Consider the following 18,047-nt stretch of genomic DNA (forward strand, 5'->3'; position numbering starts at 1 on the left):
CCATCGATGCGATGACCGAAACGATCAGTTGATAGGTCTGACGTCATCAAGTCGTCGATCTGGAAGGTCGCGGGTATGGGCTCGCCGGATCTGCAGGGCTCGATCGGTGACGCCGAGCCTTTGAGCGGCTTTTTGCAGGCTGCCATTCTCAAGGCGTGTCGCGCATCGAATGGCGCATTCTTCGGCGGCGCGTCCGATTTCCTTCAGTCCGACGCCGAGCAGAACCGCCCGCTGGATGAGGGTCTCGAATGTGTCGTCCGGCCAGTCCTGGAGCCTTGCCGGATCGACCGGGCGCTCGTTGCGCGGCACACAGCCAATGCTGATGATGCCGTCATCCGCGCAACGATACATGAGGCGGGCGATGACCTGCTGGAGGTCCCTGACATTGCCCGGATAGCTGCGTTCCATCAGGTATCGGCAGACAGCTTCATCGAGCACCGGCGGGCGTTTCGTGCCGGACATCTTGCGAATGAAATAATGGGCAAGCGGGATGATGTCTTCGGTGCGCTCGCGAAGCGGCGGCAGGCGCGTCACGAAACCGGCAATGCGAAAATAAAGATCGGCGCGGAAAGTGCCTTGCTCAACCATGTCGCCAAGATCGCGATTGGTGGCACAGACCAGCCTGAAACGCGTGCGATGCCAGGTGCTTCCACCCACACGCTTATAGGCGTGCTCCTGGATGACACGCAGCAGCTGGGCCTGCAGCGCAAGCGGAAGTTCGCCGACCTCGTCGAGAAACAGTGTGCCGCCATCGGCGAGCGCGAATGCCCCCTGACGGTCGCTCAGCGCACCGGTGAAGGCGCCGCGCTCATGGCCGAAAAACTCGCTTCCGGATAGTTCCGGAACGATGGTCGAGCAATCGAGGATCACCATGTCGCGCTTTTGAGGACGTGGATCGAGGTCGTGAACAAGCCTTGCCGTCACTTCCTTGCCCGTGCCGCTTTCGCCCGTCAGCAGGATCGGTGTGTCGCCGAAATGGGCGGTCTCGGCGATGTCGCGCAGAAGGCCGCGCCACTTGTGGCTATTGCCGACGACAACATTCCCTGACACGGATTTTTCAAAAAGCTGATCGACGGACAATTTTCGCTGGAAGCGGGCCTTGATCTGGGACGCGACTTTCCCGAGATCGCTCCAGTAGATGACGTCGGCTGCTCCGGCCCGGAGCAGGTCCCAGCCTTCAGCTCTGGAAGTATTGGCTGATTTCAGGACGACTGCGATGACGTAGTCCGCGTCCTTGCCAAACAGGATTTTTAATGCCCCAGCCGGAGGCGCGATAAAACACAATCCGAGTGATCCCGTATCGCTGTCATGCGCCGAGACGACCACGATGCCTTCCTTTGCCAGAGCAGCCGCGATCTGTCCTTTCAGATCGTCGGCAATCTCCCCCGAGTACTGCACCCAGCAATTCGCTTTCATGGCTATTGCTCCTGCGCGAGGGTAGGGGGATTTGTCGACCGATCGGCCCTGGTAGCGAGCGACAACGATCAGGCTTCGACGAGAGACAACCCCTTTCCGGACACGAAACAGTTCTTCGCGACAATCTGAGTCGATCAGATATGAAATGTCGTCTGCGAGGCTTTCCTGGACAGCAATAACGGCCGGTCCGCCGTTTGAGAGGCCAAGGGCGCGCAAACCGTTCTCGCGCGCAATCAGCCGATAAGGGTCGGCCCCCGGGGAGGGGCCAGGCCTGTTCGTACGTGGGAGGCGGGTCTCGAACAGCCAGGTCACCGCAAGACCTGATCGCAATCACAGACGCTGCGCAGCACGCGTGAACCACTGGTCCAATCACGACTGTTTCGGCACGACGGCCAAATTCACGATGATGTCATTGCGAGCAATAAAGCGGCAGTACCAAGCTGCTGCTGAACAGCATACCCCTCCCAGCAGATGACAAGCCCAACCCTGACGAAGTAAACAATAAGCTGTCACGGTCAAAACGTCTACTATAGGTGGGCACTTTTCACGATTCTTCTGGAAGTCCAAAAACACCGAGCAGGTCGATCGCGGGAAAGGTCCGCGGATGGGAAGGCCGGCCACTGAATGGGGCGCTCGATCGCCTTGGCGATGTCCTCGCCTTTCTCTCTGGCCTCTATGATTGCATGGTAGGCTTTCGAAACATCCTTCAGGGGCTTCTGCGCCTCTCGAACCGACCGCGTCACGTGAGCGGCCGCCCGATTGAGGACAAGGCATCCGGCGTGAAGATTGATCGGCTTGGGATGGCCGATGCCATTCGCTGTCTCCGGGACGGTACGCTCACGGTCCGGAAGCTCGATCGCCTCGGCCGATCGATGAAGCACCGCATCAAGATTATCGCCGAGCCGGAAGCCAAGGGTGTCGGGTTGCGCTCCATCACCGAAAACATCGACACCACGACATCCAGCGGGCGCCTGGTTTTTCCATCTGTTCGGGGCATTGGCGCAGTTCGAGCGCGATCTTATCCGGGAGAGAACCCGCGCCCGCCTGCAAGCCTCAGAGAAACGAGGCCGGCGCGATGGTCGCTAGATGGTGATAACACCGGAGAAGCTCGCGAAAGCCCTTCAGTATCCGGCATCCAGCCCCAATCTTCGTGAAGCTGCCGCTCGTGTAAAGATCGGCAAGACCGTGCTTTACCAGCGCTCAAAGTCGAAAATCAGCCTTGTCGAAGGTCAACTAGGCTTGGGTCACGTCGTTGACCCGACCAGCAACGAGCGCGCGGTTTGGCAAATATTAAATGATGAAGGTGTGCAGGTTGCCGTGTACTGTGGTTCGGCGTGTCCCGATTTACTCGATGGCAAGCCATCAGGTGCCATCATGATGGCAGGTGGCCAATGGCTTATATTTGGCCAAAAGGAGACCATCACAATGGCCGCACCACAACTCTCTGTCCGAAGCTCCAAGGCAAGGGATCTAGCTCACAGGCTAGCACGCCGTGAAAATCGTTCGATTGCCGAAGTGGTTGAACGCGCGCTTGAGGCCTACGAGACGCGTGAGGCGGGGCGCGAGCCTGCTTCTAGTTTCTATTCGCGTATAAATGCAGAAGCTGCCACGGACATCGATCTGGATGCTGTCATCCGTGAAAATCGTCATCCTCATCAAGGCATCGAGCTTTGATATTTGTCGATACCAACATCGTCTCCGAGACGTTKAGGAAGGCTCCAGACGAAGCTGTCATGGCTTGGCTGGTTCGGTTCGATGCCCAATTGGCCCTGCCAACTGTGACAATCGCCGAGATCGCTTTCGGTATCCAGAAGATCAGACCGGACCAACGGGCCGATCGTCTGGAACAGGGTCTTGTAGAGTGGCGTCGCCGGTTTGCCGATCGGATCTTTGAGCTGAGGAAGAAGCGCCCTCGCTTATGGGGAAATCGTGGCGGAGGCGGTTCGTCGAGGACGCGCAATGTCAGCACCTGATGCAATGATCGCTGCAGTCGCCCGGGTGAATGGCGGACGGCTGGCCACACGCAATCTCAAGGGTTTCGAAACGACGGCTCTCAATCTCCTGTGCCCGTGGGATTTCTGATCGTCCTGTCGCGCATTGCCCGCAAATATCCCGATATCCGCCTGCATATCGAAAGCGGCACCACCGATGAAATCATCCGCCATATCGAGGCAGGCCGCATCAATCTCGGCTTCATCCGGCCGGTGGAGAATATCGGCTCCTTGCGCTTCTTCTCGATTGCTCATGAACGTTATCTTCTGGCTGTGGCCAAGGAGAGCCCGCTGTCTGCCAAGAGCGAGATCGATCTCGAGGATCTGCGAAGCGAGAAGATCATCTCCTTTTCCCGTCAGAACCTCTCCTACAGCGAACGCTATTTCGCCGAAAAATTCGAGGAGCACGATCTGACCGACAATGTCGCCTATACCTGCGATGACACCTTCTCGCTGGTGTCACTGGTCTCGGCCGGTCTTGGCATCGGCTTCGTGCCGGAATGGACGCAGGATCTGCCGAACCGCGGCTTCGAGCTGAGGAAAGTCAAAGGCGTCGATTTCAAGATCGGGCTCGGTGTCGCCTGGAACAGGGAGGACCCGACTGCCTCGCGAGACGATATCATCGATATCGCCAGATCGCTGGTGCGGCCGGGCAGGTGAGGGCAGCAAACATTCATGCAGGCGATACGGTTCCACCGCCGAATTGTGGGCATATCCTGGCGACACCCTCGAAAGCATAGGGTCGCCGCAATGCACCGAAATGCTAAGCTCCAAACCGGTTTCCTTTCGCATGGAGATGACATGCAGAAACGATTGGAGCTCATTCTTAAAGTTTTGAGGTCTGCCCGACCGATTGCCGAGAAGAACCCGATGCATGGCAGAGTGGTCGAACGCATCGACAAGGCAATCCGTCCGGCCGAGAACCTGCTGAAGGCGGCGCGTGGCGGCGACCAACCAAAGCACAAGTCTGGCACAGTTTGCCTGCACGATTGGTTCGGTCAGACGCGGCACGAGAGTGTGGCCGGCGGTGCCGGGCCCTGTCTGATAGAAGAGCCGAGCTCCGGGAACAATCCGGTCAGCCCGTCAACTCCGCTGTGGTGCCGTGCTGTGCCGATGAGATAAATTCCCTGACAGCGCCGAGATCGCTGACTTCGGGATGCGCAATGAGATACTCGCTTGCCGCGACTGATGCACCGGCGATCTTCAGCCCGACCAGACGCTCGTCGTTGCCGAGTTCCTTGTCGAGAACAATCCCGAGGCCGAGGTCGTTGGCGACGGCTTCCTTGACCGCCTCCCGGCTTGCCAGCACCAATTCCTGACGGATGCGGATGTTCTTGTCGGCAAGGGCGCGCTCGAAAATCTGTCGCGTCATCGAGCCCGCCTCGCGCAGGATGAAGGGCTCGTCCTGGAGTTCATCGATTCCGATCGCATCTCGCCCACTCCATCGATGATCGGCCGGCACGACGACGAGGACCTCCTGCCCCACCAGGCGATGGCAGTAGAGATCGTCGCGGGGCTCGGTCAGGGTCACGACGGCGACATCGACGCGCTGCTGGGAAACGAGATCGAGCAGGGTGCTGGTATTCGACATGCGCGTCTCGATATGGATGCCCGGCCTAGTGATGCGGAACCTGCGGATAAGCGGCATTGCGACATGCGGGCTGCAGAGCCCGATGGTCAGATGCCCCGTGCGGAGTTCCTTGCCCCCTTCGATCCTGGCGGCGACATCTTCCAATCCCTTGATAATCTGATGGATATGCGGAAGCAGATCGACACCATCGGGCGTCAGCTCCACGCCAGAGCCGCGCCGGTGAAACAGTCTGTTGCCGATCGCCTCTTCAAGCGCCCGCACATGCTGAGTAACCGCAGGCTGGCTGACGCTGAGCGCCTGGGCGGCGGCGGAAAAAGTGCCGTGCTGAGCGACGGCGTAGAAGGCTCGCAGCTGCGAAAAATTCATCGTCGGATATCCATCGTCAAATAAGTGTCACTTAATTCATGCATCTTAACTATATATCAAACTTATAACAGCTCGGCAACTCCCGGGCATTTCGAATTTTCCACCGTCTCGCCAAAAATATTGGAGAACCGACATGAACACACTCAAATTTGCCGCGGCGGGTGCCGTCGCTCTTCTGTTCTCGGCGCAGGCCGAAGCCCGCGACCTCGTCATCTATAACGCCTCTGAAAATGTCAGCAACGCGCTGACGGCCGCCTTCAGCGCCAAATATCCCGACATCAAGCTTCAGGTCGTTTCCGGATCGACGGGGCCGATCGCTCAGCGCGCCATCGCCGAAATGGGCAACCCCCAGGCCGACCTCGTCTATCTCGTCAACAGCGATGCGCTCGAGCAGCTGAAGAACGCCGGCGCCTTCGAACCCTACAAGGCTGCGAGCACCGACATCAGAGACAGTTTCCGCGATCCGGATAATTTCTATACCCGCTACTTCGCAACAACGATGTGCATGGTGGTCAATCGCGACCGTCTTGCCGAAAAGCATCTGCCGATGCCGACGACCTGGGAAGACCTGATCAAGCCGGTCTACAAGAAGGAAATCTCGCTTCCGTCGCCGATGAAGTCCGGCACGGGTGGCGCGATCCTGACGACCTTTGTCGATGCGTTCGGCTGGCCTTTCGTCGAAAACCTCAACGAGAATGTCTACCAATATTCCGACGGCGGTTCGGGCGGCGCCCAGCTTGCCGGGACGGGCGAGGTGACGATCGGGCTTTCCTACGACACGACCTGCTATGCGACCAAGTCCGCCGGACGTCCTGTAGAGATCGTCTTCGGCCGGATCACGCCGAATACCAGCGAGGGCGGCGGACTTCTCGCCGGTGCTCCGCATCCGGAAGAGGCCAAGCTCTTCCTCGATTTCATGGCTAGCAAGGATGCGGCCGAAGTCCTCGGCAAACTGGTCGGCGCGACCGCCGTGCCGGGATATGGTCTCGTCGATCTCGATCAGGTCAGCACCTGGACGATGCGCCGTCCGGTCAACATGGATGAGTTCCGCAAGGAATTTTCCGCTCGCTTCCTGAATGGCGGCTGATGCTTCAGCGCGCCGATCATATTGCCAGCCGGCGACCCGTCGATAGAGGCGGGCCGCATCTGGTCGTGGAAGKTCTTGCCAAGCGCTTCGGTGGTTTTACCGCTGTCGACCGCGTCGATCTTGAAATCGGGCTTGGCGAATTCGTCACGCTGCTTGGAGATTCCGGCTGCGGCAAGACCACGCTCTTGCGCATGATCGCGGGCTTTGCCGCACCGGACGGTGGCAGGATCCTGCGCCACGGTGAGGATGTCACCTATCTGGCGCCCGCTGCGCGTCGCATGGGCTTCGTTTTCCAGTCCTACGCGCTCTTTCCGACCAAGACCGCCGAGCAGAACATTGCCTTTGCCCCCCGCATGGCCGGTCGTCCGCGCGGCGAAATCCGTAAACGGGTGAGGGAGCTCGCCGAAATAGTCGAAATCGACCGGCTGCTCGACCGCTACCCGCACGAGATGTCCGGCGGCCAACAGCAGCGCGTGGCGCTTGCCAGAGCGCTTGCAGCCGAGCCGGAAATCCTGCTCCTCGATGAACCGATGTCAGCACTCGATGCCCGTATTCGCGCCAAGCTCCGGGCCGAGCTTCGCGGTTTGGTCGATCGGCTGGGGATCACGACGCTCTACGTGACGCATGACCAGGAGGAGGCGCTCGCCATGTCCGATCGGGTCGCCGTCATGCGTGCCGGGCGCATCGAACAGATCGGCACACCGAACGAAATCTACCATCGGCCGGTCTCGCGCTTCGTCGCCGACTTCATCGGCGTGTCGAATATACTGAATGGCACGGCTGCCATGGGCGGTTTTGCCGTCAATAATGCTCTGTGGGATTTTGCCCTTCCAGAAGGCATCGCAGAAGGTGAGACCCTCACCGTCATGATCCGCCCCGAGCATATGCTGCCATGTGCGATCGATGATCCCGGTGCGGTTTGCGGCACGGTCGAAGCCGTCACCTTTCTGGGCTCGACGTTGCGCGTCCTCATTAATTGCCCGGACAATCTTAAGCTCATCGCCGAGCAGCCCTCGACATCGGCTTGGGCCGGTCTTCAGCGCCATGCTGCAATTGCCGTCAAGCCCGATCTTGCGCAGCTCGTTCTCCTCGATCGGCCGATCTCATGAACAGACATCTACTGCGCCGCCTTCCAGGAATTGCGGCAGCCGTGACCGTCATGCTGTTGCTGCTGACCTTCATCGTCGTGCCTGTCACGCTGGTGCTCATCAAGAGCTTCGACAATTCCGGCCCCTTGCCGGCATGGCGTCTCGCCGAGATGACGCAGGATGCCATCGCCCTCTTGCCCGCTGAGAAACGGCAGGCGGCAATCGACAAATGGGTGACCGACGCGACGCAGGCCGAACGTGTCAAAGCGACTGCGACCGCTTACGAGCTTGCCGGCGCCAAAGTTACCTGGCGCACGGATCAGCCCTTCGACCAGCAGCAGGCAGCGATCGAGCAGGCTTTCTCGAGCCTCTCGCCGTCCGACCGGGCGGCTGTTGAAACCGCCTTTCCGGTCGCCCAGATCATGCTGCACAAGCGCATAGCGCTTGCCTTTGCCGTGCGCGACAAGATGGCACCTTCCGAATTCGATCTTTTGCGCACCGCCAGAGCCGCGCGCTACGGGCTCGACAACTATGTCGCCGTCCTCGCCGATCCCTATCTGCGCAAGGCTGCTCTCAACAGCCTCTGGCTGGCCGCTGTTTCCGTCCTCTTCACGGTCTCGATTGCCTATGCAATCGCCTACGGGCTCAATCGCGGCGGCATCGCCCGGCCCGCCCTCACACGAACAATACTCTTGCTGCCGCTGGTCGCCCCGCCGGTGCTGGTGGCGACTGCGACCACCATGCTCTTCGGTCGGCGCGGGCTCATTACCTTTACCCTGCTCGACCAGACGCTCGGCCTAACCGATGCGGACGCCTTCAATCTCTATGGACCCTTCGGCATCGTCATAGCCCAGACGCTATCCTTCCTGCCAACGACGCTGATCGTTCTCGACAATGTCATGCGGCGCCAGGACGGGCGGCTGGAGGAGGCAGCCATGATGCTCGGCGCCGGACGGCTGGCGCTGTTTTTCAATGTCACCTTCCCGCTGAGCTGGCCGGGCCTGAAGCGGGCGATCGTGCTCGTCYTCATCCAGAGCCTGACGGATTTCGGCAATCCGATGATCCTCGGACGCGATACGCCAGTTCTTGCCGGCGTCATCTACGACCAGATCACCGGTTTCCAGAATACGCCGCTCGCCTCCGCGATCTGCCTCTGGCTGATCGTCCCGTCGCTCATCTTCTATCTGGCGCTCGAACAGATCGGCCGGCGCAAGCGCTATGTCAGCGCCGATGCGGGCACGCCAGCCGAAGTATTTCAGCCGCTCCTCGTCAGGGCGGGTCTTGCGGGGCTTGCGGGTGTTTTCTGCCTGCTCATCCTCTCCATCTATGGCGTCGTCATTCTGGGCTCTGTGACGCGTATCTGGGGCGTCGACTGGAGCTTCACGCTTGCCTACTTCACGCCGGAAGGGATCGGATCCGGTCTTGCCGGCACCAATTACGGATCGGCAAGCGGCGGTCTTGAACAGGTCTGGAACAGTGTGCGGATCGCGGCTGTTGCCGCGCCGATCGGCGGGCTACTTGCACTTGTGATCGGTTATGTTGCCGAAAGGATGCGCGCCCCCTTCGGAGATGTGATCGCCTTCCAGGCGATGATCCCGGCAATCCTTCCGGGCATCATCTTCGGTGTCGGTTATATCATCGCCTTCAACGCACCTTTCGGCATCAAGGCGCTGTCGCTGTCCGGCACGCAGGCGATCCTCATCATCAACATCATGTTCGGCAATCTCTATGTCGGCGTGCTGGCTGCGCGTGCCGCCTTGCAGCGCATTGATCAGGCGGTCGACGAGGCAGCGGAGAGCCTGGGCGCCGGCATGATCAGACGCTTCTACGAGGTGACGCTGCCGATGTTGCGCATCGCAGCTCTCCTCGGCGTACTCTACGTCTTCGTCGATGGCCTGACGACGCTGTCGTCGATCATCTTCCTCGTCAGCGGCAACGTCCAGCTTGCATCGGTCGCGATCTTCAATGCGGCGCAGGATTCCAGCTATGGCTATGCGGCCGCAAAGAGCGTCGGCCTGCTCGCCGTCTCGGTTCTGGCCATGGGGACCGTCTGGTGGATCGAGAAAAGCACGCGGCGCGCACAGGGGCTGGCAGCCGATCCCGCCGCAGACAAACGATACGGCACGCAATTGACAGTGACCGGCATGGGAGGAACCTTTTGATGGACCGCGAACACGATGACAACGGTCCTTCGGCCAATGCCATGTTCGTTGCGCGTGACGCCGACAGTTTCTTCCATCAGGAGGGATCGAGCCCCTGTCTTGCGGCGCTGAAGCGGGTTTCCGGCGTCTGGATCGAGGACCTTGACGGCAGGCGCTTTATCGACCTGCATGGCAATACGACGCACCATATCGGTCACGCCAATCCGGAGCTTGTCGCCGCACTCAAAGCGCAGCTTGACACATTGCCGTTTGCGCCGCGCCGGTACACGAACGAACCGGCGACCTTGCTGGCCGAACGTCTTGTCGGGCAATGGCCTGGCGGCAGGGCCAAGGTCCTGTTGGCGACCGGCGGCTCGGATGCGATCGAAATCGCCATCAAGCTCGCCCGTGTCGCCACCGGACGCAGTGCTACCATTTCGCTGGAAGGCTCCTATCACGGTCATGGGTTCGGTTCCTTCGGACTGTCGCGCGCCAACCCCGATCCTCGCCTTGGCAGTTTCCTGCCTGATCGGGTGCATATTCGCCCCTACTGGCGCGAGGGCGGTGCCGACGCAATGATTTCGGATTTGAGAGCCGCTCTGGAGGAGACGGACGGTGGCATAGCAGCGGTGATCGCCGAGCCCATGCGGTCCAATTGTCAGGTGCCACCAGATGGCCTCTGGCCCGAGGTACGCAGACTTTGCGATGCGGCCGGCGCCAGGCTGATCTTTGACGAAATCCCGTCGGGCCTTGGCAAGACCGGCACCTTCTTTGCCTTCGAGCAGTTCGGAACGATCCCGGACATCGTGGTGCTCGGAAAGGCGCTTGGGGGAGGCATATTGCCGATCGCAGCGGTTATTGCGGATAAAGCGCTCGATATCGCACCCGAACTTTCTCTCGGACATTACACACATGAGAAAAACCCGATGACGACAAGGGCTGCCTTGACCACAGTCGACATCATCCTTCGAGATCGTCTGGCCGATCGAGCTGCCCATCTCGAACATGTGGTGCGCGCTCGTGTCTCAGATCTGGCACTCATTGAACCATCGCTTTTGGGCGTAAGGGGCAGGGGACTTCTGCTGGCGCTGGAAATTGATCGATCGCAGCTCGACGCGGATGATGGCGGGCTTGTCGACACGCTCCTCGAGCACGGGGTTTCGACGACGATGAAGGGCGCCAACGCGATCGGCTTTTCGCCTCCATTGACGATCTCGGATGGCGAACTGGAAATGGCTTTGCACAAAATCGTGTCGAGCCTGCGCGGACTTCGGCTGGGCCATCTCTGATTGATGTCGCGGCGGCGTCATMGAGACCGGCCCGAAACCGTGGGACAGTCGGTCCCGCGTTTCCTTCGGATCGCTGCTTCTGCCGCTACTTTTCCTCACGCCCGCACGTGACCCGCAGGACCGCAGCGAGCTTTTCGGCAACGCTCTCGAGGCGCTCATCGGTCTCTCTCCTAGGCTCCGCGCCATCCATGCGATGTCAGCCGGTACATAACCCTATCTTGCCGCCCTCGACGGGAATAAAAACCGCCCCTCCGACTTCAAGCGCAAGACGCAACTGAGCTTCGGTGGCACGATGGACATCATGCCGGCCACCTTCAAAGTCCCTGATGGTGCTGCGCGATACGCCCGCGCGTTCGGCAAGGTCCGTTTGTGTCCAATCCAGGAGACCGCGAGCAGCGCGGCACAGCTCCGGTGTCAAAATCGTTGTCCCGCTTGCTTGACCCATCGCTCAGAGTCGCCCATATTGGTTGATATAAGCCATATAGAGCAACAAAGCCCCGATTGCTAGAGGGCAGTTGAACAGTTGCCCCAAGCGATGGGTACCGATTTTCTGGAGGATTGAGGCATTGGGATAACAGCCGAACCATTTTTGCTTGTCGTTCTGCTGCTTCTGCCTTTCGTMGGAAGTCTCCTCTCCATTCTCTTACTCAAGACGACTTCGCCACGCCTGCCTGCAGGTTTGGCAGCTATCGTCGTCACCGCTTTGTTACTGCTCACAGGAAGCTTGTATCCGGCGGTCGCAGACGGCGGGGTAATGCGGTTTCGCGCCGAATGGCTGCCGCAGTTCGGCCTGGACTTCGCGTTGCGCATGGATGGTTTTGCATGGATTTTCACCATGCTTGTCACCGCAATCGGCCTTCTCGTGGTGCTTTATGCGCGCTACTACATGTCCGAGGAGGATCCGGTTCCACGGTTCTTCTCGTTCCTTCTTGCTTTCATGGGGGCCATGCTCGGCATTGTCGTCTCGGGCAATGTGATCCTGCTGTCCGTGTTCTGGGAACTGACCAGCATCTTCTCGTTCTTGCTCATCAGCTATTGGCACAATAATGCCAATGCCCGCGATGGCGCCAGAATGGCACTCACGATTACCGGGATTGGCGGCTTTTGCTTGTTGATCGGCTTTATTCTGCTCGGCAACGTGGTTGGCAGCTATGACGTCGACAAGATACTCGATTCCGGCGACATCGTTCGCAGTCATCCTCTCTATCTGCCAACGCTGATTTTCATATTGCTAGGCGCTTTGACAAAGAGCGCGCAGTTTCCATTCCATTTTTGGCTTCCCAACGCCATGGCTGCCCCGACGCCGGTTTCGGCCTTCCTTCACTCGGCGACCATGGTCAAAGCCGGTGTGTTCCTGTTGGTGCGTTTCTGGCCGGTGCTTTCGGGGACGTACGAATGGTTCTGGATCGTCGGCGTCGCCGGGATCTCAACCCTGCTGCTGGGCGCATATTTTGCGCTGTTCCAGCGCGACTTGAAAGGCCTCCTGGCCTATTCGACCATCAGCCATCTTGGATTGATCGTGACACTGCTGAGCCTCGGCAGCCCATTGGCGACCGTGGCCGCCATCTTCCATATGCTCAATCACGCGACCTTCAAGGCGTCGCTCTTCATGGCAGCGGGCATCATAGATCACGAGACCGGCACACGCGACATGCGCAAGCTCAGTGGTCTGTTCCGCTTCATGCCGTTCACAGCGACCTTGGCGATCGTGGCAAGTGCCGCAATGGCTGGCGTGCCCCTCCTCAACGGGTTCCTGTCCAAGGAAATGTTCTTTGCCGAGGCGGTGGAGACCCATGCCGATTCGATCCTCGACCGTATTCTTCCCTATGTCGCGACCCTCGCCAGCGCCTTCAGCGTGGCCTATTCGCTGCGGTTCATTCACACGGTTTTCTTTGGTCCGCCGCCGACCGATCTGCCGGTCAACCGTCCACACGAGCCCCCCAGATGGATGCGGTTTCCGGTCGAGTTCCTCGTCATCGTCTGCCTGATCGTTGGCATCATTCCGGCTATATCGATTGGTCCGTTTCTTCACAGCGCCGTGGTCAGCGTGCTCGGGACGGCTACGCCCGAATACAGCCTGGCGATCTGGCATGGCGTCAACCTTCCGCTCATAATGAGCGCGATCGCACTCGTCGGTGGCGCGCTTATCTATTTTTTGCTGAAGGATTACCTCAATCGTTGCGATGACGGCCCGCCGCTGTTTCGCAGGCTCAAGGGGCAACGGGTCTTCGAGCGCGTAATAGTCGAACTATCCTGGCGATGGGCGCGCCTCGCCKAGGGGCGCTTGGGCACACGCAAGCTGCAACCCCAGCTGCGCTGGCTGGTCGTGACTGGTTTTGCCGCAGGCACGTTGCCGCTTTATCTGAGTGGCTTCGAAAGCCGGCCAATTACTTACGCGAGCGTCGATCCCGCCTTCACGGCGATCTGGATCATCGGCGTGTGCCTTGCGCTTGGCACAGCGTATACGGCGAAATACCACCGTCTGGCCGCACTGGTGATGCTCGGCGGTGTCGGTCTCGTCGTCTGCATCACGTTCATATGGCTTTCGGCGCCCGATCTCGCAATTACCCAGTTGCTCGTCGAAATCGTCACGACCGTCCTGATCCTTCTCGGCCTGCGCTGGCTGCCCAAACGGTCTGAGGGTTTCGGCGAGGCGATGACGTTGAGAGCACGGTTTCGCCGGTTTCGTGACCTTGCACTGGCCGTTCTCTGCGGCGTCGCCATGTCCTTCGCCGCCTACGCCGTGATGACGACGCCGGTGCCGGACGCGATTGCCAACTACTTTTTGGAGAACGCTTATTCCGAGGGTGGTGGCCGCAACGTCGTCAATGTCATTCTGGTGGATTTCCGTGGTTTCGATACGTTGGGAGAGATCGCCGTTCTCGGTGTCGTTGCGCTCACCGTCTACGGGCTGTTGCGCCGTTTCCGGCCTGCCGAAGACAGCATGAGGGCGCCGGAGCAGCAGCAAGCGCAAAACCGCTTTGACGAGGAGCGGCCAGAGCGGTCTGCCGGCGATACCGTGCGCGACTATCTGCTGGTGCCATCGGTCATCATGCAGTGGCTTTTTCCAGTCATCATCACCTTCTCAGTCTACCTCTTCATCCGCGGACACGATTTGCCGGGCGGCGGCTTTTCGGCAGGCCTGACGCTGTCGATCGGCTTTCTGCTGCAGTATCTGGCGGGAGGAACACGCTGGGCAGAGGATCGCATCCGCATCCTGCCGCTCCGCTGGATGGGCGCGGGACTGCTGACCGCCGTTGCAACCGGGGTCGGGGCTTGGTTCCTTGGTTATCCGTTCCTGACTTCGCACTCCCGCTACCTCGATCTGCCGCTGATCGGAAAAGTGCCCGCGGCCACTGCGCTGCTCTTTGATCTGGGCGTCTTCTGCCTTGTCGTCGGATCGACGGTGCTCATTCTTGTCGCACTCGCACACCAATCCTTGCGCATCAACCGGCTGCGGATGATCGACGCGGCGAAATCGGAGGAGGCRTGATGGAACTGATCCTGTCGATTGCCATAGGGGTGATGACCAGTTGTGGTGTCTGGCTTATCTTGCGCCCGCGAACCTACCAGGTGATCGTCGGCCTTTCACTGCTTTCATACGCGGTCAACCTGTTCATCTTCGGGGTCGGCGGCGTCAAGGCAAACGTCCCGCCTATTCTTACTGACGATGCGGCGGGCCCTCTGGCCGATCCGGTTCCACAGGCTCTGGTTCTGACCGCTATCGTCATCGGCTTTGCGACAACCGCCTTGTTTCTGGTCGTACTTCTGGCGTCGCGCGGTCTGACGGGAAGCGACCATGTCGACGGGAGAAATGAGCCGCGATGAATGCCTGGGCCCACCATCTGATCATTGCTCCGGTACTCGTACCACTGGTCGCCAGCGCATTGTTGCTGCTCGTGGACGAGCGTCAACGGTTAGCCAAGGCGATGATCAGTCTTGCATCGACCTTCGTTCTGACGGCCATCGCCATCTGCCTGTTTCGCATTGAAAGCGGCCCAAACGCGTTCGACGGCATCTATCTGCTCGGTAACTGGGCGGCCCCTTTCGGTATCGTCCTGGTACTTGACGGGCTGTCGGCGCTGATGCTGCTGTTGACGGCGTTGCTAGCCGTTCCTGCGTTGATCTTCTCGCTCGCGCGTTGGCACGCGGTCGGCGCGCATTTCCACAGCATGTTCCAGATCCTGTTGGTCGGCGTCAATGGTGCCTTCCTCACCGGTGATCTGTTCAATTTATTCGTGTTCTTTGAGATCATGCTGGCGGCGTCCTATGGTCTGCTCCTGCACGGTTCCGGTCCGCTTCGGGTCAAGGCGGGCCTGCACTACATCGCCGTCAACCTGGTGGCAGCCCTGTTGTTCCTCATCGGTGTGAGTCTGATTTACGGCACGGCCGGGACCCTCAATATGGCGGACCTCGCAGCGCGCATTCCCGAAATGGAGCGCGATCGCCGTATGCTCATGGAGGCAGGAGCGGCGATCTTGGGCGTAGTCTTCCTCATCAAGGCGGGGATGTGGCMGCTCTGTTTCTGGCTGCCGACAGCATATAGTGCGGCGTCAGCTCCAGTGGCTGGAATGTTTGCCATCATGAGCAAGCTCGGGATTTACATAATCCTGCGMCTGACGATGCTTCTGTTCGGAGAGGGGCCGCTGGCCGGCTTTGGCGCGATCGTGCTCCTGTACGGTGGTGTGGCGACACTTGTCTTCGGGACGATCGGCGTGCTGGCATCTCAGGCGCTCGGCCGGCTCGCGGGATTTTCCGTACTCGTCTCGTCGGGCACCCTGTTGATGGTCCTCGGCGTCAATGACGGTGCCGTATCATCCGGTGCGCTCCTTTATCTCGTCAGTTCAACACTGACGATCAGTGCCTTCTTCATGCTGATCGAACTTGTCGAGCGCGGACAGGACGCCGGCGCCAACGTCCTTGCGGTAACGATGGAAGCCTACGGGGACGCCGACGAGCAAACCCCCGATGAAGAAGAGGGTGTCACGATGCCCGGGACGATGGCGATACTGGGCATTTGCTTTGCTGCCTGCGGGATCCTGCTGTCCGGTCTGCCGCCGCTTTCCGGTTTCATAGCCAAATTTGCAATGCTGTCGGCAATGATGGGCACGGGTGCGATCGGGGTGCCGCCGACGGCGGCAATCTGGACACTGATCGTGCTCGTCATCCTCTCCGGTATCGCGGCGCTGATTTCCATGACGCGCGCCGGCATTCGTACCTTCTGGAGCTCGATCGAAGGCACGGTTCCGCGTGTCCTTGTGATCGAGATCGTCCCCGTGCTGTTTTTGCTGGTGCTCACCCTTGTCTTGACCGTGCAAGCTGGGCCGGTCCTGCAATATATGGACGTAACCATTCGCACGCTGAGCAAGCCTGCAAACTATATCGATGCGGTCCACAATGCGCTACAGGTCCCGGGCTATCGGGGCCCGGCGGCGCCCGGAACGGAGAGCAACTGATGCTGCCTTATCCCGTTCTTTCGCTGTCGCTGCTCGTCATGTGGCTGTTGCTCAACGGCTTTACGCTCGGTCATCTTATTCTGGGTATCTTCGTCGCCGTGTTCGCCAGTTGGGCGATGGCGTCCTTGCGTCCGCAAAAGCCGCGATTGGTGAAGTGGTACCTGCTGCCCAAACTTTTTCTCGTCGTACTCTACGACATCCTCAAATCCAACATTGCGGTCGCGGGCATTATTATCCGGAGCGGTTCGCGCCAGCACGATCCGGGATTTCTGACCATTCATCTCGAAATGAGAAGCCCGTTCGCGTTGGCCGTTCTTGCAGTGATCCTGACAAGCACGCCGGGATCTGCCTGGCTTGAATACGATTCCAACGAGAATTCCGTCCTTCTCCATGTCCTCGATCTCCAGAACGAGACCGTGTGGCGAGACACGATCAAAAATCGATATGAGAAACTGCTGATGGAGATCTTCGCGTGAGCGCAATTATCTTGTTCAGCGCCGTTTCGATCGCTCAGTTGATGCTGGTCGCGTCGATGGCGATTGTTTCGGTGCGCATAGTCATCGGGCCTCGCGCTCAAGATCGGATTGTCGGTCTCGACACCTTTTACATCAACGCCATGCTGTTGCTTGTGACTTTTGGCGTCGGCACGGGTCGCGTCGTCTATTTCGAAGCGGCATTGGTGATCGGGATTTTGGGATTTGTCTCCTCCGTCGCGCTGGCCAAGTTTTTGATGCGGGGTGAGGTGATAGAATGACTGCGGCTGCAGATATCCCGTTGTGGGCGGCCATCTTTGTCGCCTTCTTTCTTCTCGGTGGCGCTTCCCTGGCATTGATCGGAGCGATAGGCTTCCTGCGCCTCCCGACATTTTATGAACGTATTCACGCGCCAACGCTCGCAACCAGTTGGGGGATCGGCGGGATCATGCTCGCCTCGATGATTTTCTTCTCAGTCGGTTCAGGACGACTTGAGATTCACGAGATCCTGATCGGGATTTTTGTAACGGCGACGACGCCGATCACTCTGATGATGCTTGCGCGTGCTGCTCTTTACCGTGATCGTGTCGAGAATGATGAAAAGGCGCCGCCAAAACGGATCGACCACGTTGCTGAAAGAAAACAAAGCCGCAAGGGAGAGACTTAAACTTCCTCGGCCCCACCCTAATGGCCACAAGCGCGATTTTCCATGCACATTGACGGCTGCGGCACCGCTGGGCCGTCCTCGCATCGGCAGCGATTATCCGGCTATATTCGCCAGAAGAGTTTTTGGAGAAGGTTAACGGTATCGGGTCGACGATGTCGGCCGAACCGTTGCAGACCTCAAGGGATCGCTGACTTTCGCGATCGCGAGGACGTCGAGGCGCTGGGAGCACGTGCTTTCGGAAGGTTTGACACCATCATGGCAACCGATCATGCTCCGCATTCCAGGTCCGAGAAGTCCCATCCTGCCTTCGCCGATATTCCCGGCGGCATGCCGGGCCGGCAGACGCTGCTCCTGCTCGAAGACGCGCTGAAGATCGGCGTTGTTACTGGCATCCGCCTGGATCGCGAGGATGCTGCCCATTCCCGCAGGCTCTGATGTACTCTCCGCCCCCTTGCGGCTGGTCGCGTAGACCTGCGCTCCTT

General features: G+C 59.5%; 16 protein-coding genes and 3 pseudogenes. 16 read left to right on the forward strand and 3 right to left on the reverse strand.

The window, feature by feature from the left end; translation table 11 throughout:
• Nucleotides 1-24: 24 nt before the first annotated feature.
• The gene (locus AC1DNW_RS33295; RefSeq protein ID WP_477855535.1) at nucleotides 25-1,416 is read right to left on the reverse strand and encodes a sigma 54-interacting transcriptional regulator; all 1,392 of its coding nucleotides are present in this window, start codon (nucleotides 1,414-1,416) and stop codon (nucleotides 25-27) included.
• Nucleotides 1,417-2,216: 800 nt separating this feature from the next.
• On the opposite strand from AC1DNW_RS33295, the pseudogene AC1DNW_RS33300 reads away from it, so the two are divergent.
• From AC1DNW_RS33300 to AC1DNW_RS33320, 5 genes and pseudogenes are all read left to right on the forward strand, one after another.
• Nucleotides 2,217-2,306 (forward strand): annotated as a pseudogene (locus AC1DNW_RS33300) (recombinase family protein); the annotation flags it as partial.
• Nucleotides 2,307-2,331: 25 nt separating this feature from the next.
• Nucleotides 2,332-2,502, forward strand: a complete 171-nt coding sequence (locus AC1DNW_RS33305; protein ID WP_477855548.1) for a recombinase family protein — start codon at nucleotides 2,332-2,334, stop codon at nucleotides 2,500-2,502.
• A 339-nt stretch (nucleotides 2,503-2,841) separates the two neighbouring features.
• Nucleotides 2,842-3,090, forward strand: coding sequence for a type II toxin-antitoxin system VapB family antitoxin (locus AC1DNW_RS33310; protein ID WP_113297715.1), 249 nt, complete (start codon nucleotides 2,842-2,844; stop codon nucleotides 3,088-3,090).
• A pseudogene (locus tag AC1DNW_RS33315) lies at nucleotides 3,087-3,498 on the forward strand (PIN domain-containing protein). The gene AC1DNW_RS33310 and the pseudogene AC1DNW_RS33315 overlap by 4 nt, the downstream one beginning before the upstream one ends.
• A 5-nt stretch (nucleotides 3,499-3,503) precedes the next feature.
• Nucleotides 3,504-4,067, forward strand: a pseudogene (locus AC1DNW_RS33320) (LysR family substrate-binding domain-containing protein); the annotation flags it as partial.
• A gap of 415 nt (nucleotides 4,068-4,482) precedes the next feature.
• Here the strand turns inward: AC1DNW_RS33320 and AC1DNW_RS33325 are convergent.
• The gene (locus AC1DNW_RS33325; protein ID WP_477855536.1) at nucleotides 4,483-5,364 is read right to left on the reverse strand and encodes a LysR substrate-binding domain-containing protein; all 882 of its coding nucleotides are present in this window, start codon (nucleotides 5,362-5,364) and stop codon (nucleotides 4,483-4,485) included.
• A 133-nt stretch (nucleotides 5,365-5,497) separates the two neighbouring features.
• On the opposite strand from AC1DNW_RS33325, the gene AC1DNW_RS33330 reads away from it, so the two are divergent.
• The 4 genes from AC1DNW_RS33330 to AC1DNW_RS33345 are packed head-to-tail and all read left to right on the forward strand — an operon-like array spanning nucleotide 5,498 to nucleotide 10,969.
• Nucleotides 5,498-6,451, forward strand: coding sequence for an extracellular solute-binding protein (locus AC1DNW_RS33330; protein WP_477855537.1), 954 nt, complete (start codon nucleotides 5,498-5,500; stop codon nucleotides 6,449-6,451).
• The gene (locus tag AC1DNW_RS33335; RefSeq protein ID WP_477855538.1) at nucleotides 6,451-7,560 is read left to right on the forward strand and encodes an ABC transporter ATP-binding protein; all 1,110 of its coding nucleotides are present in this window, start codon (nucleotides 6,451-6,453) and stop codon (nucleotides 7,558-7,560) included. The genes AC1DNW_RS33330 and AC1DNW_RS33335 overlap by 1 nt, the downstream gene beginning before the upstream one ends.
• Nucleotides 7,557-9,701 carry an ABC transporter permease gene (locus AC1DNW_RS33340; RefSeq protein ID WP_477855539.1) on the forward strand — a complete coding sequence of 715 codons (2,145 nt, stop codon included), beginning with the start codon at nucleotides 7,557-7,559 and terminating at the stop codon, nucleotides 9,699-9,701. The genes AC1DNW_RS33335 and AC1DNW_RS33340 overlap by 4 nt, the downstream gene beginning before the upstream one ends.
• Nucleotides 9,701-10,969 carry an aminotransferase class III-fold pyridoxal phosphate-dependent enzyme gene (locus tag AC1DNW_RS33345; protein ID WP_477855540.1) on the forward strand — a complete coding sequence of 423 codons (1,269 nt, stop codon included), beginning with the start codon at nucleotides 9,701-9,703 and terminating at the stop codon, nucleotides 10,967-10,969. The genes AC1DNW_RS33340 and AC1DNW_RS33345 overlap by 1 nt, the downstream gene beginning before the upstream one ends.
• A gap of 196 nt (nucleotides 10,970-11,165) precedes the next feature.
• Here AC1DNW_RS33345 and AC1DNW_RS33350 read toward each other — a convergent pair whose 3' ends face one another.
• On the reverse strand, nucleotides 11,166-11,414 hold the full coding sequence (locus AC1DNW_RS33350) for a helix-turn-helix domain-containing protein (protein WP_477855541.1): 249 nt from the start codon (nucleotides 11,412-11,414) through the stop codon (nucleotides 11,166-11,168).
• Between the two features lie 126 nt (nucleotides 11,415-11,540).
• On the opposite strand from AC1DNW_RS33350, the gene AC1DNW_RS33355 reads away from it, so the two are divergent.
• The 7 genes from AC1DNW_RS33355 to AC1DNW_RS33385 all read left to right on the forward strand — a co-directional run bounded on the left by AC1DNW_RS33355 (nucleotide 11,541) and on the right by AC1DNW_RS33385 (nucleotide 18,000).
• Entirely contained in the window at nucleotides 11,541-14,462 is a 2,922-nt protein-coding gene (locus tag AC1DNW_RS33355) for a monovalent cation/H+ antiporter subunit A (RefSeq protein WP_477855549.1), read from the forward strand.
• Nucleotides 14,462-14,797 carry a Na+/H+ antiporter subunit C gene (locus AC1DNW_RS33360; protein WP_477855542.1) on the forward strand — a complete coding sequence of 112 codons (336 nt, stop codon included), beginning with the start codon at nucleotides 14,462-14,464 and terminating at the stop codon, nucleotides 14,795-14,797. The genes AC1DNW_RS33355 and AC1DNW_RS33360 overlap by 1 nt, the downstream gene beginning before the upstream one ends.
• Nucleotides 14,794-16,425, forward strand: coding sequence for a monovalent cation/H+ antiporter subunit D (locus AC1DNW_RS33365; RefSeq protein WP_477855543.1), 1,632 nt, complete (start codon nucleotides 14,794-14,796; stop codon nucleotides 16,423-16,425). The genes AC1DNW_RS33360 and AC1DNW_RS33365 overlap by 4 nt, the downstream gene beginning before the upstream one ends.
• On the forward strand, nucleotides 16,425-16,901 hold the full coding sequence (locus AC1DNW_RS33370) for a Na+/H+ antiporter subunit E (protein ID WP_477855544.1): 477 nt from the start codon (nucleotides 16,425-16,427) through the stop codon (nucleotides 16,899-16,901). The genes AC1DNW_RS33365 and AC1DNW_RS33370 overlap by 1 nt, the downstream gene beginning before the upstream one ends.
• Complete coding sequence (locus tag AC1DNW_RS33375; RefSeq protein ID WP_477855545.1) at nucleotides 16,898-17,179, forward strand: K+/H+ antiporter subunit F; 282 nt, start codon at nucleotides 16,898-16,900, stop codon at nucleotides 17,177-17,179. Before AC1DNW_RS33370 ends, AC1DNW_RS33375 begins: the two co-directional genes overlap by 4 nt.
• Nucleotides 17,176-17,565, forward strand: a complete 390-nt coding sequence (gene mnhG / locus AC1DNW_RS33380; protein WP_477855546.1) for a monovalent cation/H(+) antiporter subunit G — start codon at nucleotides 17,176-17,178, stop codon at nucleotides 17,563-17,565. Before AC1DNW_RS33375 ends, mnhG begins: the two co-directional genes overlap by 4 nt.
• A 255-nt stretch (nucleotides 17,566-17,820) precedes the next feature.
• Complete coding sequence (locus AC1DNW_RS33385) at nucleotides 17,821-18,000, forward strand: hypothetical protein (RefSeq protein WP_477855547.1); 180 nt, start codon at nucleotides 17,821-17,823, stop codon at nucleotides 17,998-18,000.
• Nucleotides 18,001-18,047 lie beyond the last annotated feature (47 nt).

It is taken from the genome of Rhizobium sp. 05L429 (genome assembly GCF_056397645.1).